Raw genomic sequence first — 22,259 nt, 5'->3', positions numbered from 1 at the left:
GCCACGGCCGCTCAGTCCGCGGGCGGCAGTTCGCCCGAGCCCCGGGTGACCAGCCTGGTCGGCAGTTCGATGCGGTCGGGGGCGAGCAGGGTGCCGTCCAGCTGCCGGAAGAGCCGTTCGGCGGCGGTGCGGCCCAGGGCCGCGGCGTCCTGGGCGACCACCGTGACGCCCGGCTGGAGCAGGTCGGCCAGCTCGATGTCGTCGAAGCCGACCAGGGCGACGCGGCGGTCGTGCTCGGCGAGGACGCGGATCACGGTGACCGTCACCCGGTTGTTGCCCGTGAAGATCGCGGTGACCGGGCTCGGACCGGCGAGCATCTCCTCGGCCGCCCGGCGCACCCGCTCGGGGTCGGTGACGCCCAGCGACATCCAGGAGTCCTCGACCGGTATCCCGGCGTCCTCCATCGCGGCCCGGTAGCCGCGCAGCCGCTCGGCGGCCGTGTGGATGCGGGGCATGTCGCCGATGAAGCCGATCCTGCGGTGACCGTGCGCGATGAGGTGGGCGACTCCGTCGCGGGCGCCGCCGTGGTTGTCGGAGAGCACCACGTCCGCGTCGATCCGCCCCGGCGGACGGTCCACGAACACCGTGGCGACGCCCGCCTTGAGCTCCGGCTCCAGGTACCGGTGGTCGTCTCCGGCGGGAATCACCACCAGCCCGTCCACGCGCCGAGCGCACAGGGCCAGCACCAGCTCCTGCTCGCGGTCCGGATCCTCGGCGCTGGACCCGTTGATCAGCAGGGCGCCGTGCGCGCGGGCCACCTCCTCCACGGCGCGGCTGAGCGGCCCGTAGAACGGGTCGGCCAGGTCCTCCAGCACCAGCCCGATGCTGGCGGTACGTCCCTTGCGGAGCACCCGTGCGCTGTCGTTGCGGCGGAAGCCGAGCGCGTCGATCGCCTCCTGGACACGCCGCTCGGTCTCCGGGGTGACGCCAGGCTCCCCGTTGACCACCCGGGAGACGGTCTTGAGACCGACCCCGGCCCGGGCGGCGACGTCCTTCATGGTCGGGCGATTGCCGTAGCGGTTCCCGGGGATGCGGTCTGCGCGGCGGGGCGTGTCGGGCACGGTCCGGTGTCCTGTCCTGTCGTCCACGGGGAAGCGTCGGCTCCTGTCGTCCACGGTGTTCAGTCGTCCACGGTGCTCAGGGGGATGTGTCGGTCATGCGTTTGTATGAGGATGTGGCGTCGAGCATAGAGCCTGGACAACGTTGTCAGATGCGGGAGACACTGTCCAACGCACTCTCCGGCCCCCGTCCCCACCGCGGGACCGTTCTGCTGTGCGCTCTCGTGCTCGTGCCCTTTCATCCTTTTTCGGTCCAACGGGGAGATCCGACTCTGATGCACACCGACCTCGTGGCAGCGCTGGACATCGGCGGCACCAAGATCGCCGGAGCGCTGGTGGACGGCCACGGCCGCATCCAGGCGCGTGCGCAGCGCGCCACGCCCGCCCGGGAGGACGGCGACACGGTGATGGGGGCCGTGGCGGCCGTACTCGGAGAACTGACGGCGTCGCCGCTGTGGGGACGGGCCACGGCCGTCGGCATCGGCAGCGCGGGCCCGGTGGACGCCTCCGCCGGCACGGTCAGCCCGGTCAACGTGCCGGGCTGGCGCGACTACCCGCTCGTCCGCCGGGTTCGGGAAGCCGCCGGTGACCTGCCCGTCGAGCTGATCGGCGACGGGGTGGCGATCACGGCGGCCGAGCACTGGCAGGGCGCCGCGCGGGGGCACGACAACGCGCTGTGCATGGTGGTCTCCACGGGGGTCGGCGGCGGTCTGGTCCTGAACGGACGGCTGCATCCCGGCCCGACGGGCAACGCCGGCCACATCGGGCACATCAGCGTGGATCTGGACGGCGACCCCTGCCCGTGCGGCGCGCGCGGGTGTGTGGAGCGCATAGCGAGCGGCCCCAACATCGCGCGACGCGCCCTGGACGCGGGCTGGCGGCCCGGCCCGGACGGCGACACCTCCGCCGCCGCGGTGGCCGCCGCCGCGCGCCGGGGCGACCCCGTCGCCGTGGCCTCCTTCGAACGGGCCGCGCAGGCGCTGGCCGCCGGGATCGCCGCCACCGCGACCCTCGTCGAGATCGACATCGCCGTGGTCGGCGGGGGAGTGGGCAAGGCGGGCGACGTGCTGTTCGCCCCGCTGCGCAAGGCGCTGACCGACTACGCGACCCTGTCCTTCGTGCAGCGCCTGGCGGTCGTGCCCGCCCAGATGGGGACGGACGCGGGCTTGGTGGGCGCGGCCGCGGCGGCCCTCACCAGGACGGCGGACGCGAGCCCGGTACGGATCTGAACCGAGCACCGGGCCATGCTGTCCCGGGCGGCTGCCCCCTGGTGGCTTCCCGGTCCCGGCGTCGTACCGCACCGGCCGACCGCCCTGCCCGGGTCGTCGCGGGGCCTGCGTGCTGGTTGTGAGGGGCGTGTCGGTGACGGGTCGTACGGTCTGGTCGTGAGCCGGCGGGGCTCGGGCGTCCGTCTTGTTTGCGTCGATCGCGTGTCTGGGGTGGTCCGGGGCTGCCCGCCGGTCGGGAGGCGAGGGCGGTTGGTGACGGGCTCGTGCGGTCTGGGTCGTGAGCCGTGGTGTCTGGGCGACCGAGCTGCTCGCGCCGACCGATTGTCTGGGCGGGTCCGATATTCCTCGGCCGACCGCCCTGTCCGGGTCGACGGGTTCACGTGCCGGTTCCGCAGCGCGCGGTTCGGTGACGGCCCCGCTCGGCCCGGGCCCGGCCCCTCCCGCCCGGGGCGGCCGTACCCCCCCGGGAAGACCCGCGCCGGGCGCGGCTCCCGTGTCCTCACCCGTGACCCCCACGCCCCGGCGCAGTTGAAGCAGGCATGAAGAAGCGCAGCATGCTCGCCATCGCATCCCTGGCCACCGGATTCGTCGTCGCGGCCGTCAGCCCGTCCCACGGCGCCCCGGCCGACCTCCCCCTCGGTCTCGACGTGGAGGACACCGTCAGCACCGTCGAGGACACGGTCGCCGTCGAGAGCCTGTCCGTGGACGACGACACGCTCGGGCAGCTGGGCCGCTGAGCCGTACCGCCCGGACCACACGGCGCCGGTGCCCCTCCCAGGGGGCGCCGGCGCCGTCGTCGTACGCCCTCAACTGGGCCTGGTTTCCGTGGCAGGGTGTTGCGGGCAAGCCACAGGGGGCCAACAGAAGAGGGGGACCTGTGACCGTCGTCTGGATCAACGGCGCGTTCGGTGCGGGGAAGACCACCACCGCACGGGAACTGATCGAACTGATCCCGAACAGCACACTCTTCGACCCCGAGGTCGTCGGCGGGACGCTCGCGCACCTGCTGCCGCCCAAACGCCTCGCCGAGATCGGCGACTTCCAGGACCTGCCGATCTGGCGCCGCCTGGTCATCGACACGGCGGCCGCGATGCTCGCCGAGCTCGGCGGGACCCTCGTCGTCCCCATGACGCTGTTGCGCCAGGAGTACCGGGACGAGATCTTCGGCGGCCTCGCCGCCCGCCGGATCGCGGTCCGGCACATCCTGCTCGCCCCGGCTGAAACGATCCTGCGCGAGCGGATAGCGGGCCGCGAGATACCGGAGGGCCTCCCCGACGGCGAGATACGCGTACGGCAGTGGTCGTACGACCACATCGAGCCGTACCGGGCCGCCCTCGCCTCCTGGCTGACGGCCGACGCCCACCCGGTCGACACCGGCGCCCTCACCCCCTACGAGACCGCCGCCCGGATCGCCGAGGCCGTGGGCACCGGCTCCGTGCCCGCCTGCGACATCGTGCAGACGCCCGAACCCACCGCCGAGACGCTCGCAGCCGGCGTCCTGCTCTTCGACGAACAGGACCGCGTCCTGCTCGTCGACCCCACCTACAAGCCCGGCTGGGAGTTCCCCGGCGGCGTGGTCGAACCCGGCGAGGCGCCCGCCCGGGCCGGGATGCGCGAGGTCGCCGAGGAGACCGGCATCCACCTCGACGACGTACCCGCCCTGCTGGTCGTCGACTGGGAACGGCCCGTGCCCCCCGGCTACGGCGGTCTGCGCCTGCTCTTCGACGGCGGCCGGCTCGACTCGGCGGACGCCGGCCGGGTCCTGCTGCCCGGCCCCGAACTGCGCGGCTGGCGCTTCGTCACCGAGGACGAGGCCGCCGGACTGCTGCCCCCCGTCCGCTACGAGCGGCTGCGCTGGGCCCTGCGGGCCCGGGAACGCGGCACGGTCCTCTACCTGGAGGCCGGCACCCCGGTCGGCTGACCTCAGCCTTCCGCCGGGCGGGCCCGCGCCGACGCCCGGAGCGCTTCTCCGGCCCCCGCGGTCACCGGGTCCCCGTGCCCGAAGCAGGCCGTCTGAATGTCGAGGCCGGCCAGCCTGCCGAACGAGGCGACGGCCCGGTCCCGGTCGGTGTTGAACACACCGGGCATCACACCGCCCTCGACCGGCGACGCGGCGACCGCGTCCCCCGTGAACAGCACGCCGTGGCGCGGGAGATGCAGCCCGATGCCGCCGTCCGTGTGGCCCGGAGCGTGGACGACGCGTGCCCCGCCGCCGAAGTCGAGGACGTCGCCGTCGGACACCTCGGGCACCCGCGCCGGCCGGTCGAAACCGCCCCGCGGCAGCCGCCGGACGGCGTCGGCGTGCAGGGGGCGCTGCCACTCCTCGAACACGGGCGGCGGCCCCGGCACCTCACCCCGCACCACCGGCGCCTCCAGGACGTGCGCCACCACCTCCGCCCCCGCGAGCGCGGCGACGCGCGCCCCCGACCCGGCCGGACCGGCATCGATCAGCGTCAGGTCGTCGCCGTCGCGCCACACATAGGCCTGGCCGACCGGGGAAGCGCAGCAGGTGGAGGCGGGGGAGGAGTTCGATGACGTCCATGGCACGACCGTAGGCAGGGCCCCACCCGGTGGCGGGGCCCCTCTGCCGACGGACGAACCGGGACCGGCCGGGCTCAGCCCGCCGCGTAGTTGCGCAGGAACAGCGCCTCCGCGACCGACAGCCGCTCCAGCTCCTCGGGGGACACGCTCTCGTTCACGGCGTGGATCTGCGCCTCCGGCTCGCTCAGGCCGATCAGCAGGATCTCCGCCCGCGGGTACAGCGCCGCCAGGGTGTTGCACAGCGGGATGGAGCCGCCCTGACCGGCGTACTGCATCTCCTCACCCGGGTACGCCACCGCCATCGCGTCCGCCATGGCCTGGTACGCCGGGCTGGTGGTGTCGGCGCGGAACGGCTGGCCCTGGCCGATCTGCTCGACGGCGACCCGCGCACCCCACGGCGTCCGCGCCTCCAGGTGGGCCTGGAGCAGCTTGGTGGCCTCGGCGGCGTCCACGCCCGGCGGCACCCTCAGGCTCACCAGCGCCCTCGCGCTCGCCTGCACCGACGGGGTTGCCCCGACGACCGGCGGGCAGTCGATGCCGAGCACCGTGACGGCAGGCCGCGCCCAGATCCGGTCGGCGACCGAACCGGAACCGATCAGCTCCACACCGTCCAGCACCCGGGCGTCCCGGCGGAACTGCTCCTCGTCGTAGGCCAATCCCGCCCAGTCGCTGTCCGCCGCCAGCCCGTCGACGGTCGTCGAGCCGTCTTCGGCACGCAGCGAGTCCAGTACGCGGATCAGGGCGCCCAGCGCGTCGGGCGCGGCGCCGCCGAACTGGCCGGAGTGCAGGTTGCCCTCCAGCGTGTCGACCTGCACGCGCACCATCGTCATGCCGCGCAGCGTCGAGGTGACCGTCGGCAGCCCGACCCGGAAGTTGCCCGCGTCGCCGATGACGACGGTGTCCGCGGCCAGCAGCTCCGGGTGCTGCTCGGCGTACCGTTCCAGGCCGCCCGTGCCCTGCTCCTCCGAACCCTCGGCGATCACCTTCACGTGCACCGGCACGCCGCCGTTCGCCTTCAGCGCGCGCAGCGCGAGCAGGTGCATCAGTACACCGCCCTTGCAGTCGGCCGCGCCGCGCCCGTACCAGCGGCCGTCGCGCTCGGTCAGCTCGAACGGCGGGGTCACCCAGCCGGCCTCGTCGAGCGGCGGCTGCACGTCGTAGTGGGCGTAGAGCAGCACCGTCCTGGCGCCCTCGGGCCCGGGCAGGTACCCGTACACCGACTGCGTGCCGTCCGGCGTGTCGAGCAGGTCCACGTCCTGGAAGCCCTCGGCCCGCAGCGCGGCCGCTATCCAGTTGGCGGCGCCCACGCTCTCGCTGCGCGGGAACTGGTCGAAGTCCGCCACCGATTTGAAGGCCACCAGCGCGGTGAGCTCCTCCTTCGCCCTGGGCATCAGCGAGGAGACGGTCTCGGCGACCGGATTCGACGACATGGGCACGCTCCTTGTGGGTGCGACGTTGTACCGAGGAGTACTTGGATTGGTAGGGCCGATCCTCCCACAGTGGCCTGCGGCGATGCCCGCCGTAGGATGCGGGGGTCAGGTGCGGCATGCGGTTTGTTGGGAGCAGTAGACCATCGTGAGCAGCGAGAACTCTTCGGCGGACGACACGCGTCAGGTCTGGGACGTGGTCGTGGTGGGCGCGGGACCGGCGGGGGCCTCGGCCGCCTACGCGGCGGCGGTCGCGGGGCGGCGCGTGCTGTTGCTGGAGAAGGCGGAGCTGCCCCGCTACAAGACGTGCGGCGGCGGCATCATCGGTCCCTCGCGCGACACCCTTCCGCCCGGCTTCGAGCTGCCCTTCCGGGACCGGGTGCACGCGGTGACGTTCTCGAACAACGGCCGCTTCACCCGGACCCGGCGTTCCCGTCAGATGCTGTTCGGCCTGATCAACCGGCCCGAGTTCGACCAGCAGCTCGTCGAGCACGCCCAGAAGGCGGGCGCCGAGCTGCGCACCGGGGCCACCGTGACCCGGGTGGAGCAGCACGGGTCGGCGGTGCCGGACCGGCGCACGGTCGCCGTCGTCCTCCAGGGCGGCGAGACGGTGCTGGCGCGGGCCGTCGTCGGCGCGGACGGCAGCGCCAGCCGGATAGGCGCGCACGTCGGCGTGAAGCTCGACCAGGTCGACCTGGGCCTGGAGGCGGAGATCCCGGTGCCGGATACCGTCGCCGAGGACTGGAAGGGACGGGTCCTCATCGACTGGGGGCCGATGCCCGGCAGTTACGGCTGGGTCTTCCCCAAGGGCGACACCCTCACGGTCGGCGTCATCTCGGCGCGCGGCGAGGGCGCGGCGACCAAGCGGTACCTGGAGGACTTCGTCGGCCGCCTGGGCCTCGCCGGCTTCGAACCGAGCATCTCCTCCGGCCACCTGACGCGCTGCCGTGCCGACGACTCGCCGCTGTCCCGCGGCCGGGTCCTGGTCTGCGGCGACGCGGCCGGGCTCCTGGAGCCGTGGACCCGCGAGGGCATCTCCTTCGCCCTGCGCTCGGGACGGCTCGCGGGCGAATGGGCGGTGCGCATCGCCGAGGCGCACGACGCCGTGGACGCGCGCAAGCAGGCCCTGAACTACGCCTTCGCCGTCAAGGCCGGCCTCGGCGTCGAGATGAGCGTCGGCAAGCGCATGCTGGCGATCTTCGAGCGCCGGCCGGGGCTGTTCCACGCCGCCCTGACCGGGTTCCGTCCGGCCTGGAAGGCGTTCAAGGACATCACGCAGGGTTCGACCTCCCTGGGCGAGCTGGTCCGCAGCCACCCCCTGGCCCAGCGCGCGCTGGCGGCGATGGACCGCCGGCCCGCGCGCACGGCGGAGCCGACGGGCGCTCCGGACGCGGCGACGGGTGCGGACACACCGGCGGGCGCGGGCATGCCGGACACCCCAGGCGCCGCGCGCCCCGCGGACGACGAGGCCGGCACCTGAGCGCCCCGCCCCGACCACCCTGACGGGCACCGCTCACGCACGCCGTGCGAGCCCTGGGAGCGACCGGGGCGTACTTCTCCGGGAGTACGCGTGATCACCACGCGCGGGTGACGCCGCTCCCGTCGTGCGGCGTCTAGCGTGGCGGTCATGGACGGACAGCGCGGGCACGTGGGCGGGCCGCCGCAGTGGTGGCGGCACGGGCCCCCGTGGTGGCATCGCCGGGACGAAGCGGAGCACCGCCACCGGTGGCCCTGGCGCTCCACGGCACTGCTCACGGCGTTCGTGCTGGTCGGTTCCAACTTCGCCGCCCACTCCCAGGAGGGCGAGCGCGCCGGTCTGGACCCCTTCGCGCGCGTGCTCCTGTTCCTGACGGGCGCGGCGCTCCTGTGGCGGCAGCGGTACCCGGTGGCGGTCGTGTTCGGCACGTCGGCCACCACCCTGGTCTACCTGGCCGCCGGATACCCGTACGGGCCGGTCCTCCTGGCCGTGGCACTGGCCTGCTTCAGCGCCGTCGTCTCCGGGCACCGCAGGGCCGCGTGGTCGGCCCTGGCGGCGCTGTGGGCGGGACACGTCCTGCTGGTGCACTGGCTGTACCGCTGGCTGCCGCCGTCGTCGGACTCCGCCGCCTCCTGGGGCGGGGAGGTCGTCATCGCCGTCTGGGTGGTGGCGATCGTGGCGGTGTCGGAGCTGGCCCGGACCCGGCGCGAGCAGTGGGCGAAGGAGCGGGCCGAGCGGGCGCAGGCGGCCCGGCGGCGCGCGGACGAGGAGCGGCTGCGGATCGCCCGCGAGCTGCACGACGTCCTCGCGCACAGCATCTCCGTCATCAACGTGCAGGCGGGTGTCGGACTCGCGCTCCTCGACACCGACCCGGAGCAGGCGCGGACCGCGCTCACCACCATCAAGGCCAAGAGCAAGGAGGCGCTCGGCGAGGTGCGCCAGGTCCTCGACACCCTGCGCACCCCCGGCGACGCCCCGCGCACGCCCGCCCCCGGGCTCGACCGCCTGCCCGAGCTGGTCGGGCAGGCGGCGAGCGCGGGCCTCACCGTCGAGGTCGAGGGCGAGCCGCCGGCGCTGCCGCCCGGTGCCGACCTCGCCGCGTTCCGCATCGTGCAGGAGGCCCTCACCAACGTCGTACGCCACTCCGGTTCGCGGCACGCACGCGTGTGCCTCGCCCGGGACGGCGGCGTGCTGCGGCTGCGCGTCGACGACGACGGACCCGCGACCGGTGCCGAGGCCGGCGGCAGCGGCAACGGGCTGGCCGGAATGCGGGAACGGGCGGCGGCGCTCGGTGGCACCATCGAGGCGGGCCCGCGCCCCGACGGCGGCTTCCGGGTGCTGGCGACACTGCCCATCGGCACCGGGGGCGTCACGAACGCCAAGAACGCCAAGAACGCCAACGCAGAGAACGCCCACACCACGGAGGAGGACCGGTGATCCGCGTACTGCTCGCCGACGACCAGTCACTGGTACGCGCCGGTTTCCGGGCGCTGCTGGACGCGCAGCCCGACATCGAGGTGGCCGCGGAGGCGGCCGACGGGGAGGAGGCGGTGCGCGCGATCCGCGAACTGCGCCCCGACGTCGTCCTGATGGACATCCGCATGCCGGTGCAGGACGGCCTGGCGGCGACCCGCAGGATCACGGGGGACGCCGCGCTGAGGGACGTGAAGGTGGTCATGCTCACCACCTTCGAACTCGACGAGTACGTCTTCGAGGCGATCCGCTCAGGCGCCTCCGGCTTCCTGGTCAAGGACACCGAGCCGGAGGAACTGCTGCGCGCCGTGCGGGCGGTGGTCGCCGGAGACGCACTGCTCTCGCCGGGGGTGACGCGCCGGCTGATCGCCGAGTTCGCGGCCCGCTCCAAGGAACCCGCCGCGGCCGGGCAGCTGGCCCGGCTCACCGAACGGGAGCGGGAGGTGATGGCCCTGGTCGGCATCGGCCTGTCCAACGAGGAGATCGCCCGCCGCCTGGTCGTCAGCCCGCTCACCGCCAAGACCCACGTCAGCCGCACCATGGTGAAGCTGGGCGCCCGCGACCGGGCCCAACTGGTCGTACTGGCCTACGAGTCGGGCTTGGTGCGGCCGGGCTGGCTGGGCTGACCGGCACGCGCGAAGCGCAGCAGCACGCTCGCCACCCGCACGAAGAACACGACGACGGCCAGCACCGCACCCGCCCCGAAGAGCACATCGCGGAGCCCGCCGGTCACTCCGAAAAGATACGCCGGCCCCGCCACGGCCCCGAACAGCACGGCCGCCGCGAACGCCGCGCTGCACAGCGCGTAGCCGATCTCGACCGTGATCGCGTCCCGCTCGCCCTGCGTACGCCGTCCCCCGTGAGTCGTCATGGCGTCAAGTCTCCCAGACGGGCCGACCCGGCCCCTGCTCGCGGTGCGGCCGGTTCACTTCCAGGTGATGCCCGACCTCTCGCGCCACAGCGCGGCGAGCGAGGCGTCGCCGGCCACCCCGGGAAACGGCAGGCGGTTCCACAGTGCCGGGTACAGCAGTGCGGCGGGCCCGGAGAGTTCGCAGTCGGCGTCACCGCCGCCCGTCCGCTCGGTCACGGGCGGCTCGGCCGACAACCGTACGGTCCACACCGCGCCGGGCACGTCCGTCGCCCGCACCCGCAGCGTGCGGGGCTCCTCGGTGCGTACGGCGCTCTTGGGGCGGGCGTGGAAGGCGCAGAGCAACTCGTCGATGCCGTCCACCGCGAAGTCCGCACCGACGGCGGTCGGCGTGCCGCCCAGGGCCGACTCCGCGTCGATGCGGTGCACGGTCGTCTCGTGGGCCTGCCGCCGTGCCCAGAACGCCAGCGGGGACGGCGCGGGCAGGAAGTGCCAGCAGCGCACGTCGGGTGCGGCACCGGTGAGCGTGTCGACCAACCGCCCGTGTCCTTCCCGGAACCAGGTCAGCAGGTCGCCGCCGTCGAGGTCGGGCAGGCCGCCGTCGGGCCGGGGGCCGGTGTGCTCCTCGGCGACGATCGTCTGCGCCCAGCGGTGCACCGTGCCCGTGTGCCGCAGCAGGTCGCGCACCCGCCAGCCGGGGCAGGTCGGCACCTCGGCGCCGGTGCCCGCCGACTCGGCGGATTTGGCGAGCAACGCGCCCTCGCGGGCCAGGACATCGAGGTACGCAACGGTCTCCATGGCGGTGAGTGTGCCGGATCGAGTGCGCTCGAAGGGAGTACTCCGAGGTACTGGACGGCTCAGCCCGGTGCCGCCGCCCGACGGGTCGCGACGGCGACGAGGACCGCCACCGCCGCGAGCGCCGCCACGCTGGTGAGCGCGGCGGGCAGCGAGAACCAGTCGGCCATGAAGCCGATCGCGGGCGGCCCGAGCAGCATGCCGCCGTAACCCAGGGTGGACGCGGTGGCGACGCCGGCGGGACCGCCCAGCGCGCCCGCCCGTTCGATCGCGACCGGGAAGATGTTGGCGAGCCCGAGCCCGGTGATCGCGAAGCCGAACAGCGCCGCCCACACGGACGGGGCGAGCGAGCCCAGCAGCATGCCGGCCACGGCGGTCGTGCCGCCGGCCACCACCGTGGTCGTCCGGCCCAGGCGCTCCAGCAGGGTCGTGCCGGTCAGCCTGCCGACCGTCATGGCGAGCGCGAAGCAGGAGTAGCCCGCGGCCGCCATCCCCGGGGAGGCGTCGAGATCCTGTTCCAGGTGCAGCGCGCCCCAGTCGGCCATGGCGCCCTCGCCGTAGGCCGTGCACAGCGCGATCACGCCGAAGGTGACGACCAGGCGGCGCGTGCGGCGGTCGAGCCGGCGCGGGGCACGCTGGTCCCGGTCGGCGCCGTCCGGTGGCGCGGCGGGTTCGCAGCGCAGCAGGGCGCGGCCCGCGAACAAGGTCACGACCAGACCGATGGCGGTGAGGCAGAGCAGGTGCCGCACGGGCGACAGCGACCCGGCGACCAGACCGCCGAGCCCCGCGCCGACCATGCCGCCGAGACTGAACGCGGCGTGGAAGCTGGGCATGATGGGGCGCCGCAGCACGGCCACCAGGTCGACGGCGGCGCTGTTGAAGGCGACGTTGATCCCGCCGTACGCGCTGCCGAAGACCAGCAGGACCAGGCCGAGGGCGAGCGCGGAGTGGGTGAGCGGGGGCAGCGCGACGCTGAGGCAGAGCAGGACCGCGCAGGCGACGGTGACGGGGTGGCTGCCGTAGCGGCGGCAGAGCCGTCCGGTGAGCGTCATGGTGACGACGGCACCCGCGGAGACGCCGAGCAGGGCCAGGCCCAGGGCACTGGCCGAGGCGCCGGTCTGCTCCTTGATGGCGGGGATGCGTACGACCCAGCCGGCGAAGATGAAACCGTCGAGGGCGAAGAATGCGGTCAGGGCGACACGGAGACGGGCGAGGTCGTTGCGGGAGCCCGGCACGGCGCTGTGCGAACGGGCTTTGTTTATTTGCGGCACAAAGTCAGGCTAGAGGCCCGGACGAGGACGGGCAAGGGTGCCCCGCGACCACAGCGGCGCAGGTCGGAGCCCTGCCGGTCGCATACGCTCGACACCACCATGAAGAACAACCTCACCCCCCTGGAGCCGAAGGCCGACAAGGCCACGGTCAGACGGCACAACCTCAGCCTCGTCCTGAGGGCCGTCCACGACGCGGGGGAGGCGACCCGGGCCGGGATCGCCGCGCACGTCGGACTGACCCGCGCGGCCGTCTCGTCGCTGGTCGAGCAGTTGCTGGAGTACGGCTTCGTCTCCGAGGGCGGCAAGACGAGCAGCGGTCAGGCGGGGCGGCCCGGCACCGTCCTGAAGGTGTCCAGGTCGGGTCCGGCGGGGCTCGGCGTGGAGATCAACATCGACTACGTCACCGTGTGCGTCGTCGACCTCGCCGGCACCGACCGGGTCCGGCTCGTCGAGCACGTCGACAACCGCGGGGTCCAGCCCTCCGAGGTGCTGGCGCGCGCCGCCCGGCTGGCGGCGCGCGCCATCGGCTCGGCGGCCGAGCAGGACCTCGTGCCGGCCGGCGCGCACGTCGCCCTGCCCGGCCTGGTGACCGGCGGCACCGTCCGCCAGGCCCCCAACCTGGGCTGGCGGCGCGTCGCGGTGGAGGGCCTGTTCGCGCAGGCGCTCCTCGCCCTGCGCCCGGCCCACCGTCCGCTGCCGGTCAGCTCCGACAACGAGGCCAACGCCGCTGCCCTGGCCGAGCTGTGGTTCGGCGCCGGCACCGAGGGCGTGCGCAGCTTCCTCCACCTGACCGGAGAGATCGGCATCGGCGGCGCCCTGGTGCTCAAGGGGGAGCTGCTGCGGGGAGCGCACGGCTTCGCCGGGGAGATCGGGCACATGGTCGTCGACCCCGACGGGCCCCTGTGCCGGTGCGGGGCGCACGGCTGCCTGGAGCAGTACGCCGGACAGGCCGCCCTGCTCCGGGCGGCCGGCATCGACGCGGCCACGGGTGTGCGGGGCGTCGCGGAACTCGGAGGCCGCGCCCAGCGGGGTGAGCGGGCCGCGCTGGCCGCGATCGAGCGGGCGGGGCGGCACCTGGGCGTCGTCGTGTCGGGCGCCGTGAACCTCTTCGACCCCGAAGCGGTCGTGCTCGGCGGCGTCTACCGCGAACTGATGGACTGGCTGGCGCCGGCCGTCGACCGCGAAATCGCCCGCCGGGTCGTCTCCGGTCTGTGGCAGGAGGACGGCAAGCGGCTGCGGGCCTCCTCGCCCCTCGGCGACGCGGCCCGGGGCGCGGCCGGCACGATCGTCCGCGAGGTGTTGGCCGACCCGGTGGCGTATGCCGGGCGGGAGGGCGGCTGACGGAGCCGGGGGTGGCTGACGCGAGGGCTGCGTGCGGCCGGAGGGCCCCCGCCTCGGTGTCACCTGCGGCGGTTCGCGGCGATCGTGCGGCCGGCGCGGCTGTCCGGGAGGTGTTGGCCGACCCGGTGGCGTATGCCGGGCGGGAGGGCGGCTGACGGAGCCGGGGGTGGCTGACGCGAGGGCTGCGTGCGGCCGGAGGGCCCCGCCTCGGTGTCACCTGCGGCGGTTCGCGGCGATCGTGCGGCCGGCGCGGCTGTCCGGGAGGTGTTGGCCGACCCGGTGGCGTATGCCGGGCGGGGCGGCGGCTGACGGGGGCGAGGGTGGCTGACGTGGAGGCCGCGGCCGGATGCCCACCGCCCCACCGGGCGGCGTACGCCGAGCGGTGGGGCGGGCTGACGGGGTCGTCCACGGGAGCCGCGGCCCGGCGGTCCCCGCGTCGCGGCGTCACCCCCCGTTGTTCGCGGCGATCATCTCCCGGTACCAGCGGTAGCTGTCCTTCGGTGTGCGCTCCTGTGTCCCGTAGTCGACGCGGACGATGCCGAAGCGCTTGTCGTAGCCGTACGCCCACTCGAAGTTGTCCAGCAGCGACCACACGTAGTACCCGCGCACGTCCACGCCCGCGTCGATCGCCGCCCGCAGCGCGGTGAGGTGGTCGCGCAGGTAGGCGACGCGGTCGGCGTCGTGGACCGTGCCGTCGGCGGCGGGGGCGTCGTCCTCGGCCGAGCCGTTCTCCGTGATGTGGACGGGCGGCAGCGCGTCCCCGTACTGCTTCTTCAGCCGCACCAGCAGCTCGGTGAAGCTGTCGGGGACGACCGGCCAGCCCATCGCCGTCTCGCGGACGCCGGGCAGCCGTACCTCCTCGTAGCGGTTGTCCGTCGCCACCCGCCGCGCCGGGTCGCTCTCGCGGTGCGGGGCGCCGGCGACCACGATCGGCCGGTAGTAGTTGACGCCGAGGAAGTCCAGCGGCTGCGAGATCAGCCCCAGGTCGCCGTCGCGGCGGAAGTCCACGCCGGTGATCAGCTCGCCCCAGGTCTCCTCCTCGGTGGCCGGGTAGCGGCCCGCGAGGATCGGCTCGGTCCACACCAGGTTGTGCTGCGTGTCCGCGCGGACCACGGCCGCCAGGTCGGCGGGGGAGTCGGTGGCCGGGAGGTTGCGGTCCAGGTTGAGCGTGATACCGACCTCGCGCACACCGGCTGCCCGCAGGGCCTTCACCGCCAGACCGTGTCCGACCAGCAGGTGGTGGGCGGCGGCCAGCGCGGACCGGCCCTCCTTGGCGCCCGGCGCGTGCCGGCCCACCGAGTAGCCGAGGAAGGCGCTGCACCACGGCTCGTTGAGGGTGATCCAGCGCGGTACGCGGTCGCCCAGGTGCTCGGCGACCACGGCCGTGTACTCGGCGAAGCGCTCCGCCGTCTCCCGCACCCGCCAGCCGCCCCGGTCCTCCAGGGCCTGCGGCAGGTCCCAGTGGTACAGGGTGGCGGCCGGTTCGATGCCCGCCGCGAGCAGTTCGTCGACCAGGCGGGAGTAGAAGTCCAGGCCCTTCGGGTTCACCGCGCCCGACCCGTCCGGCACGACGCGTGGCCAGGCGATCGAGAAGCGGTAGGAGTCCACGCCCAGGTCCCGCAGCAGCGCCACGTCCTCGCGGTAGCGGTGGTAGTGGTCGCAGGCCACGTCGCCGGTGTCGCCGTTCACGACCAGGCCGGGCGTGTGGCTGTAGGTGTCCCAGATCGACGGGCCGCGGCCGTCCTGGCGGGCCGCGCCCTCGATCTGGTACGAGGCGGTCGCGGCGCCGAAGACGAAACCGGGCGGGAAGCCGGGGTACTCGCTCATGCTGTGCTGCTCATCTCCTGTACGGCAATGGTCACTTGAGTCACTTGACGGAACCGCCGGTGATCCCGGCGGCGATGTACTTCTGGGCGAGGACGAGCAGGATCGCCGCCGGCACCGCGGAGAGCACGGAGGCGGCCATCACCGAGCCCCAGTCGCCGACGTGCGCGCCGATGTACTGGTAGATGCCCAGGGTGATGGGCTTGACCTCGTCGGTCGTGTTCAGGGTGAGCGCGAACATGAAGTCGCTCCACGAGAACAGGAACGCGAACAGCCCCGACGTGATCAGGGAGTTGCGGCTCATCGGCAGCACCACCCGCACGAACGTCCGCACCGGCCCCGCGCCGTCGATCTGCGCGGCCTCGATCACCTCCCCCGGGATCGACACCATGAACGAGCGCATCAGCACGATCGAGAACGGGATGCCCAGCGAGGCGTCCGCCAGCATCAGGCCGAAGTAGGAGTTGACCAGGCCGAGGTCGACGTACGAGTTGTAGAGCGCGTTGGCGATGACGATGCCCGGCACCATCTGGGTGATCAGCGTGCCGAACACGATGGTGCGCGAGCCGCGCAGCCCGAACCGCGCCAGCCCGTACGCCGCCGGCGCCGAGATCAGCAGGCAGATGGCGACCGCGCCGAGCGACACCGCGAGCGACGTCAGCAGGTGCCCGCCCTGGTCGCTGATGGCCTTCGAGAAACCGGACAGGTCCAGGCTCCCCGGCACCGGGTCGACCTTCAGCAGCCCCGACTCCGGCTGGAGCGCGGTGTTGAGCATCCAGTACAGCGGGAACAGCATCACCGCGAGGACGAGCACACCGGCGACGGTGGAGCCCCAGCGGCGCCGGGACGCGGTGGGCGTGTGGGTGGCCATCGTCGGTCACTTCCCCTCGGTGCGGTTGGCCCGCAGGTAGAACACCGCGAACACCGCGGAGATCAGGATGAGCACGTTGCCGACCACGGCGCCCGCGCCGAAGTCCAGCTGGACGAAGGAGTTCTGGTAGGTGAGTGTGCCCAGCGTCTGGGTGGCGTCGGCCGGGCCGCCGTCGGTGAGGGCGAGGATCAGGTCGAGGATCTTGACCGTCGACATGAAGCCGAGCACGAGCACCACCGTGATGACCGGCTTGAGCACCGGCAGGGTGACCGACCGGAAGGTCCGCCACGCCGAGGCGCCGTCCAGCGCGGCAGCCTCGTGCAGTTCCTTCGGGATCTCCTGGAGACCGCCGTACAGGATGACCATGTTGAACGGGATGCCGATCCAGATGTTGACCAGGATGACCGAGAGCAGCGCCATCTCGGGGCTGGTCAGCCAGGGCGTGTGACCGCCGATGCCGATGGTGTCCAGGAAGGAGTTGAGGACGCCGGTGTCCTGGTCGAGGATGCGCCGCCACACGATGCCGGACACCACCATGGGCACCAGCCAGGGCAGCAGGATCAGCGAGCGCAGCACCCCGTTCAGCGGGAACCGGCGGCTGAAGAAGACCGCCAGCGCCATGCCGATGCAGAACTGCCCGAGCAGCGAGCCCGCGGTGAAGACGAGCGTGTGCCACAGCGCCTTGCCGAAGAGCGCGTCGTGGAAGACGTTCGACCAGTTGTCGGCGCCGTTGAAGGGGGCCTCACCGGTGAAGAACGTCTTCGGCGTGTAGTGCTGGAAGCTCATCACGACGTTGCGGACGAGCGGGAAGCCGAAGAAGAGCAGCATGAAGACGACGGCGGGGGCGACGAACCCCCACTGGGCGAGCCGGCGCCGGCGCGCGATCCGGGCCGGATCGGGAGCCGCGGCGGGCTCGGGGGCCTTCGCGGGCGGCTGTGCGGTGACGGTGGACGTGGTCATGGGCGCGTACCTCAGTTCCCGCTCGTGGCCCGCTGCTGGGCGCGCTTCAGGGCGGTCTCACTGGACTGGCCGGTCAGGGCGGACTGGAAGGCGCTCTGCAGGGCGAGCGACACGCTCGACCAGCCGGCGCCGAGCTTCGCCGTCCGGGACCGGGCGACGGCCACCTGGTCGGCGAGGGAGTCCAGCTCCGGCACCTTCTCGCGCCAGACCGCGGCGGCCTCGGCGTTGGCCGGGACCATCCAGCTGTTGAGCGCGTACGTCAGCTGCTCCTGCTCGCTCGACAGACACGCGACGATCTTCCCGGCGGTCTTCTCCCGTGCCTCGTCACCGGTGTCCGGCACGGTGAGCACGGCACCGCCCAGCGGTCCGACCGAGTCCGCGCCGGCCTCGGGCACCGGGATCGGCGCGATGCCCCAGTGCAGGGACTTGTCGCTGTTGAGGGTCTCCACCTGCCACGGACCGTTGATCATCATCGCCGCGTTGCCGGCCATGAACTGGTCGTTGACGTCCGCCTGCGTCCAGTTGACCGTCGACTTCGACAGCGAGCCGTCCCCGAGCAGGCCCTTCCAGTAGTCCAACGCCTCCACGACCCGCGGACCGTCCAGATCGGTCTCGTCACCGCCGTTGGACCACATGAACGGCAGGAACTGGAAGACGCCGTCCTCCGCGCCGCCCGCGCTCAGCGCCAGGCCGTACCGCTTGCCCCGGGTGAGCTCCTTCGCGGTCTCCCGCAGTTCCGCCCAGGTGGTGGGCACCGCGACGCCGGCCTCGTCGAGCACGTCCTTGTTGTAGAAGAGCGCCAGCGTGTTCACCGACCGGGCGGCGCCGTAGTACGTCCCCTGGTACGAGCCGAAGTCGACGATGCCCTGGGGGATGTCCTCGGTGCTCAGCCCGAGGGACCGCAGGTCGGTCAGGCCGCCCGCGTCGGCGAAGGTCGGCATCTCGGACGCGTCGAACTGCACGATGTCGGGCAGCGACTTGGACGAGGCCATGCGCAGCGCCTTCGTCATCACCTGCGAGGCCGGGACGCTCTGCTGCTCGACGGTGATGCCCAGCCGCTCGCCGCAGCGGGCCATCGCCTCCGCGTCCCAGCGGTGGTAGGACTCGTCGGTCGAGGAGTTCAGCACGGTGTACACGTCGGGGTCCCGCTGCTGTCCGCAGCCGGTGAGCGCGGCCCCGGCGACCAGGACACAGACGGCGGCGACCGGGGCGACGACTCGGCGTGAGCGTCCTCGCCCGTGGTGCCCGGCGGCAGGAGGGTGTGCTGTCAAGGCGAGCGAGGTGAAGCGCTTCGACATGGTGCGGCCCTTGCTGTCGTACCGTCCGGCTTCGTCGCCGGACCGTTTTGTTTGGTGTGATGACTAATACGTCACGAGGGTGCTGCCGCGCTAGAGGAAAGTGGCCCCGATCTCTTCGTTCCGTGGCGTGAAGAGATTGTTCTCGTCGGTAATCGTGCCTGATCAGAGCGGTGAGGGCCGTCGCGGCCCCTCGGTGGCCGGATTTGTTTTGTGTACGATCAAAACGCTGCGGGACGGTCCCCGTTCGCCCATCCGACAGCTCCCGTCCCATCCGAGGAAGATCATGAAGTTCACCGACGGCTTCTGGCTCATCCGTGAGGGCGTGCAGATCTCGTACGCCACCGAAGTGCGCGACGTGCGCCCCGAATCGAAGCGCTTCACCGCCCATGCCGCCGTGAAGAAGGTGACGCGCAGGGGTGACACGCTCAACGCGCCGCTCCTCACGGTCGAATGCTTCTCTCCCGCCGAGGGCGTCATCGGCGTCCGCGTCACCCACCACGCCGGCAAGCGCCGGCCCGGCCCCGACTTCGCCCTCGCGGCCGACGCGGACGGTGCCGGCACGGTGCGCCAGGACGGCACCGTCACCGAGCTGACCAGCGGCCCGCTGAGTCTCCGCCTGGACCGCGAGGGCCCCTGGGGCCTCACCTTCCACGACGCGGACGGACGCGAACTGACCCGAGCCAACGCCAAGAGCACCGCGTTCGCCACCACCGGCGACGGCGCCCACCACATGCTGGGCCGCCTCTCCCTCGGCGTCGGCGAGCAGGTCTACGGCCTCGGCGAGCGCTTCACCCCGTTCGTCAAGAACGGCCAGGTCGTCGACATGTGGCAGGCCGACGGCGGCACCAGCAGCGAACAGGCCTACAAGAACATCCCGTTCTATCTCTCCTCACGCGGCTACGGCGTCTTCGTCAACCACCCCGGAGCCGTCTCCTTCGAGGTCGGCTCGGAGTCCGTCGGACAGGTGCAGTTCAGCGTCGAGGACCAGACGCTGGAGTACTACGTCGTCGCCGGCCCCACCCCCAAGGACGTCCTCACCCGCTACACCGCCCTCACCGGCCGCCCCGCACTGCCGCCCGCCTGGTCCTTCGGTCTCTGGCTCACCACGTCCTTCACCACGTCGTACGACGAGCACACGGTGACGTCGTTCGTCGACGGCATGGCCGAGCGCGGCATCCCGCTGACCGTCTTCCACTTCGACTGCTTCTGGATGCGCGAGTACCAGTGGTGCGACTTCCAGTGGGACCCGGACGTCTTCCCCGACCCGGACGGCATGCTCGCGCGGCTCAAGGCCAAGGGCCTGAGGATCAGCGCCTGGATCAACCCCTACATCGCCCAGAAGTCCCCGCTCTTCGACGAGGCCGCCGCCCTCGGGCACCTGGTGCGCCGGCCGGACGGCGACATCTGGCAGTGGGACCTGTGGCAGGCCGGCATGGGCCTGGTCGACTTCACCAGCCCCGCCGCCCGCGACTGGTACGCCGGGAAGCTCAAGCCGCTGCTCGACCAGGGCGTGGACTGCTTCAAGACCGACTTCGGCGAACGCGTCCCCACCGACGTCGTCTGGCACGACGGCTCCGACCCGGAGCGGATGCACAACTACTACACGCACCTCTTCAACCGCACCGTCTTCGAACTCCTCGAAAAGGAACGCGGGCAGGGCGAGGCCGTCCTCTTCGCCCGCTCCGCGACCGCGGGCGGCCAGCAGTACCCCGTCCACTGGGGCGGCGACTGCTGGTCGTCCTTCGAGGCGATGGCCGAGTCGCTCAGGGGCGGCCTGTCCCTGTCCCTGAGCGGCTTCGGCTTCTGGAGCCACGACATCGGCGGCTTCGAGGGCACCCCCGACGAGGCGGTCTTCAAGCGCTGGCTGGCCTTCGGACTGCTCTCCTCGCACAGCCGCCTGCACGGCTCCTCCTCCTACCGGGTGCCGTGGGAGTTCGGCGAGGAGGCGGTCGACGTCGCCCGGCGCTTCACGCACCTCAAGCACCGCCTGATGCCCTACCTGTACGGCGTCGCCGCCGAGGCCCACCGCACCGGCGTGCCCATGATGCGGCCGATGCTCCTGGAGTACCCGCACGACCCGGGCTGCCGGACGCTGGACCGCCAGTACATGCTCGGCCCCGACCTGCTGGTCGCCCCGGTCTTCACCGAGGACGGCGAGGCCGAGGTCTACCTCCCCGAGGGGACCTGGACCCACCTCCTGACCGGCGAACGCGTCACCGGCCCCGTCTGGCGCACCGAACGGCACGGCTACGACAGCCTGCCGCTGTACGTCCGTGAGGGCGCCGTCCTCCCGCTGGCCGCCGACGACAGCCGTCCCGACGGGGACTGGCTGGACGCCCCGACCCTGCTGGTCCACCCGCCCGCCGGGCCCGGCTACGGGGCGGAGGTCACCGTGCCCGACCTGCTGGGCACCCCGGCCGCGACCTTCCGGGTGCGGCGCGACGGGGAGGTCCTGCGGGTCACCGCGACCGGCACCGACCGCCCGTTCACCGTGCGGGTCGCGGGCGGGGCGAGCGCGGAGGGCACCGGTGAGGTGACGGTGCCGCTGGGGTGAGCCGTCGGGTCAGCGGGCGAGGGTGCCCAGCGCGGTGAGGAGGCGGTCCACGTCGCCGGCGTCGGTGTACGGCGCGAGTCCCACGCGTACGGCACCCTCGTCGCCCAGTCCCAGCCGGCGCGAGGCCTCCAGGGCGTAGAAGGAGCCGGCGGGCGCGTCGATCCCGCGTTCGGCGAGCCGCCCGTACACCTCGGCGGGGCTGAGGCCCGCCACGGTGAACAGCAGGGTCGGGGTGCGCCGGGCGGCCCGTGAGTACACGGTGATCCCGCGGAGTTCCGCCAGTCCCCGCTCGATGCGCTCGCGCAGCGCCTCCTCGTGCGTCTCCAGGGCCGCGAAGGAGGCCGCCAGCCGGTCCCGGCGGCTGCCGCGCGCGTCCGGCTCCAGACCCGCGAGGAAGTCCACCGCGGCGCGGGCCCCCGCCAGCAGCTCGTACGGCAGCGTGCCCAGCTCGAAGCGCTCGGGGACGGCGTCGCTGGAGGGCAGCAGCTTGTCCGGCCGCAGTGTCTCCAAGAACTCCGGCCGGGCCGCCAGCACTCCCAGGTGCGGACCGAGGAACTTGTACGGCGAGCACACCAGCGTGTCCGCGCCCAGCGCCGTCAGGTCCACCACGGCGTGCGAGGCGTAGTGCACCGCGTCGACGTGCAGCAGCGCGCCGACGCCGTGCGCGAGGCGGGCGACGGCCGCCATGTCGGGCACGGTGCCGATCAGGTTGGACGCGGCGGTCACCGCGACCAGCCGGGTGCGCGGGGAGAGCACCGCCTCGATGTGCTCGGGAAGCAGTTCCCCGGTGGCGGGGTCGAAGTCGGCCCACCGCACGGTCGCGCCGGCCGCCTCGGCCGCCTGGACCCAGGGCCGGATGTTGGAGTCGTGGTCGAGGCGGGTGACGACCACTTCGTCGCCCGGCCCCCACGTCCTGGCGAGCATCCGGGACAGGTCGTAGGCGAGCTGGGTGGCGCTGCGGCCGAAGACGACGCCCCGCGGGTCGGCGCCCAGCAGGTCGGCCAGGGCGCCGCGGGCGTCCGTGACGATGCCGTCCGCGTTGCGCTCGCCCTCGGTCGTCCGGCCCCTGTTGGCCAGCGGATGGGCCAGTGCCTCGGCGACGGCGTCGATGACTGGCTGCGGGGTCTGGGTGCCGCCCGGGGCGTCGAAGCGGGCGGAGCCGGACTTCAGGGCGGGTATCTGCGCGCGGATCGCGTCGACGTCCAGGGCCATGTGCTCTCCAACCGAAGGCGGGCGTTGCCGCCTCATGATCGCAGCGGGGCGCCGATCGGA

18 protein-coding genes and 1 pseudogene are annotated in these 22,259 nt (G+C 73.1%); 8 read left to right on the top strand and 11 right to left on the bottom strand.

The features are described from left to right. Nucleotides 1-11: 11 nt before the first annotated feature. Nucleotides 12-1,088, bottom strand: coding sequence for a LacI family DNA-binding transcriptional regulator (locus AMK11_RS29760; protein ID WP_073731193.1), 1,077 nt, complete (start codon nt 1,086-1,088; stop codon nt 12-14). Nucleotides 1,089-1,333: 245 nt separating this feature from the next. Between AMK11_RS29760 and AMK11_RS29755 the strand changes: the two genes are divergently transcribed. The 3 genes from AMK11_RS29755 (at nt 1,334) to AMK11_RS29745 (ending at nt 4,208) form a co-directional block, all read left to right on the top strand. After that, nucleotides 1,334-2,287, top strand: coding sequence for an ROK family protein (locus AMK11_RS29755; protein WP_073731192.1), 954 nt, complete (start codon nt 1,334-1,336; stop codon nt 2,285-2,287). Nucleotides 2,288-2,826: 539 nt separating this feature from the next. Then, nucleotides 2,827-3,024 carry a hypothetical protein gene (locus tag AMK11_RS29750; RefSeq protein ID WP_073731191.1) on the top strand — a complete coding sequence of 66 codons (198 nt, stop codon included), beginning with the start codon at nt 2,827-2,829 and terminating at the stop codon, nt 3,022-3,024. A 140-nt stretch (nt 3,025-3,164) separates the two neighbouring features. Further along, complete coding sequence (locus AMK11_RS29745; RefSeq protein WP_073731190.1) at nt 3,165-4,208, top strand: NUDIX hydrolase; 1,044 nt, start codon at nt 3,165-3,167, stop codon at nt 4,206-4,208. Between the two features lie 2 nt (nt 4,209-4,210). On the opposite strand, the pseudogene AMK11_RS29740 reads toward AMK11_RS29745, so the two are convergent. Both AMK11_RS29740 and AMK11_RS29735 read right to left on the bottom strand, forming a co-directional pair. Further along, nucleotides 4,211-4,829 (bottom strand): annotated as a pseudogene (locus tag AMK11_RS29740) (MBL fold metallo-hydrolase). Between the two features lie 73 nt (nt 4,830-4,902). Beyond that, nucleotides 4,903-6,258 carry a dipeptidase gene (locus AMK11_RS29735; RefSeq protein WP_073731189.1) on the bottom strand — a complete coding sequence of 452 codons (1,356 nt, stop codon included), beginning with the start codon at nt 6,256-6,258 and terminating at the stop codon, nt 4,903-4,905. Between the two features lie 145 nt (nt 6,259-6,403). Here AMK11_RS29735 and AMK11_RS29730 point away from each other — a divergent pair, with 145 nt between their 5' ends. The 3 genes from AMK11_RS29730 (at nt 6,404) to AMK11_RS29720 (ending at nt 9,831) form a co-directional block, all read left to right on the top strand. After that, entirely contained in the window at nt 6,404-7,735 is a 1,332-nt protein-coding gene (locus tag AMK11_RS29730) for a geranylgeranyl reductase family protein (protein ID WP_073731188.1), read from the top strand. A 147-nt stretch (nt 7,736-7,882) separates the two neighbouring features. Beyond that, nucleotides 7,883-9,169, top strand: coding sequence for a sensor histidine kinase (locus tag AMK11_RS29725; RefSeq protein ID WP_073731187.1), 1,287 nt, complete (start codon nt 7,883-7,885; stop codon nt 9,167-9,169). After that, the gene (locus AMK11_RS29720; RefSeq protein ID WP_073731186.1) at nt 9,166-9,831 is read left to right on the top strand and encodes a response regulator; all 666 of its coding nucleotides are present in this window, start codon (nt 9,166-9,168) and stop codon (nt 9,829-9,831) included. The genes AMK11_RS29725 and AMK11_RS29720 overlap by 4 nt, the downstream gene beginning before the upstream one ends. Here the strand turns inward: AMK11_RS29720 and AMK11_RS29715 are convergent. Genes AMK11_RS29715 through AMK11_RS29705 form a run of 3 tightly spaced genes read right to left on the bottom strand, consistent with a single transcriptional unit; the run spans nt 9,792 to nt 12,103 of the window. Beyond that, the gene (locus AMK11_RS29715; RefSeq protein ID WP_073731185.1) at nt 9,792-10,076 is read right to left on the bottom strand and encodes a DUF6332 family protein; all 285 of its coding nucleotides are present in this window, start codon (nt 10,074-10,076) and stop codon (nt 9,792-9,794) included. The genes AMK11_RS29720 and AMK11_RS29715 overlap by 40 nt on opposite strands. A 54-nt stretch (nt 10,077-10,130) precedes the next feature. Then, on the bottom strand, nt 10,131-10,871 hold the full coding sequence (locus AMK11_RS29710) for a maleylpyruvate isomerase family mycothiol-dependent enzyme (protein WP_073731184.1): 741 nt from the start codon (nt 10,869-10,871) through the stop codon (nt 10,131-10,133). Nucleotides 10,872-10,930: 59 nt separating this feature from the next. Beyond that, a complete protein-coding gene (locus AMK11_RS29705) occupies nt 10,931-12,103 on the bottom strand; it encodes an MFS transporter (protein WP_073731183.1) in 1,173 nt (390 codons plus the stop codon). 135 nt (nt 12,104-12,238) lie between these two features. Between AMK11_RS29705 and AMK11_RS29700 the strand changes: the two genes are divergently transcribed. Continuing rightward, nucleotides 12,239-13,480 carry an ROK family protein gene (locus AMK11_RS29700; RefSeq protein ID WP_073731182.1) on the top strand — a complete coding sequence of 414 codons (1,242 nt, stop codon included), beginning with the start codon at nt 12,239-12,241 and terminating at the stop codon, nt 13,478-13,480. 444 nt (nt 13,481-13,924) lie between these two features. Here AMK11_RS29700 and AMK11_RS29695 read toward each other — a convergent pair whose 3' ends face one another. From AMK11_RS29695 to AMK11_RS29680, 4 genes are read right to left on the bottom strand one after another with little or no spacing between them, the layout of a single operon-like run. Further along, nucleotides 13,925-15,307 (bottom strand): GH1 family beta-glucosidase, encoded by a 1,383-nt coding sequence (locus tag AMK11_RS29695; protein ID WP_073731181.1) that lies wholly within the window; start codon nt 15,305-15,307, stop codon nt 13,925-13,927. Between the two features lie 40 nt (nt 15,308-15,347). Next, nucleotides 15,348-16,175, bottom strand: a complete 828-nt coding sequence (locus AMK11_RS29690; RefSeq protein WP_073731180.1) for a carbohydrate ABC transporter permease — start codon at nt 16,173-16,175, stop codon at nt 15,348-15,350. 6 nt (nt 16,176-16,181) lie between these two features. Beyond that, on the bottom strand, nt 16,182-17,135 hold the full coding sequence (locus tag AMK11_RS29685) for a carbohydrate ABC transporter permease (protein WP_073731179.1): 954 nt from the start codon (nt 17,133-17,135) through the stop codon (nt 16,182-16,184). 11 nt (nt 17,136-17,146) lie between these two features. After that, complete coding sequence (locus tag AMK11_RS29680) at nt 17,147-18,433, bottom strand: ABC transporter substrate-binding protein (RefSeq protein WP_073731178.1); 1,287 nt, start codon at nt 18,431-18,433, stop codon at nt 17,147-17,149. A 283-nt stretch (nt 18,434-18,716) separates the two neighbouring features. Between AMK11_RS29680 and yicI the strand changes: the two genes are divergently transcribed. Next, nucleotides 18,717-20,987, top strand: coding sequence for an alpha-xylosidase (gene yicI / locus AMK11_RS29675; protein ID WP_073731177.1), 2,271 nt, complete (start codon nt 18,717-18,719; stop codon nt 20,985-20,987). Between the two features lie 9 nt (nt 20,988-20,996). Here yicI and AMK11_RS29670 read toward each other — a convergent pair whose 3' ends face one another. Next, nucleotides 20,997-22,199 (bottom strand): cysteine desulfurase-like protein, encoded by a 1,203-nt coding sequence (locus tag AMK11_RS29670; protein ID WP_073731176.1) that lies wholly within the window; start codon nt 22,197-22,199, stop codon nt 20,997-20,999. Nucleotides 22,200-22,259 lie beyond the last annotated feature (60 nt).

This window comes from Streptomyces sp. CB02414, assembly GCF_001905385.1.
Classification (GTDB): domain Bacteria; phylum Actinomycetota; class Actinomycetes; order Streptomycetales; family Streptomycetaceae; genus Streptomyces.
This window is presented reverse-complemented; position numbering and strand designations above follow the sequence as displayed.